At 40.7% G+C, this 280-nt stretch carries 1 protein-coding gene; it reads left to right on the top strand.

Going from position 1 to position 280, the window contains the following annotated elements:
• The coding region (locus RMT89_RS42580; protein WP_315889124.1) for a hypothetical protein at window positions 1–280 on the top strand (280 nt) is incomplete at both ends.

Here is a 280-nt window from a genome sequence, read left to right as displayed (position 1 = left end):
GATGTAAGGATCGTTGTAAAAAAACTTTTTGGAGCAAGACAGACCGAAAAAATATCTGAAAAGATGCAAAATGAGCTCATTGAGGGGCTTAAAAATATTACTCCGGATATCAATAAGATGAGGGGAGCCGGTGAAATCATAGACTTGTCTATGGAGCCGGGATCGGATCCTCAATGGATAAAAGCTATTGAAGACGCAGGTCTGGACTCCGCTATAAGAGAGTTTAGTGAACTGCAACAGCAAGGTGCGGATGTAATGTATACTTCCTTTATGAACCTTA

This window comes from Streptomyces sp. P17, from assembly GCF_032436805.1.
Lineage (GTDB): Bacteria > Actinomycetota > Actinomycetes > Streptomycetales > Streptomycetaceae > Streptomyces.
This window is presented reverse-complemented; position numbering and strand designations above follow the sequence as displayed.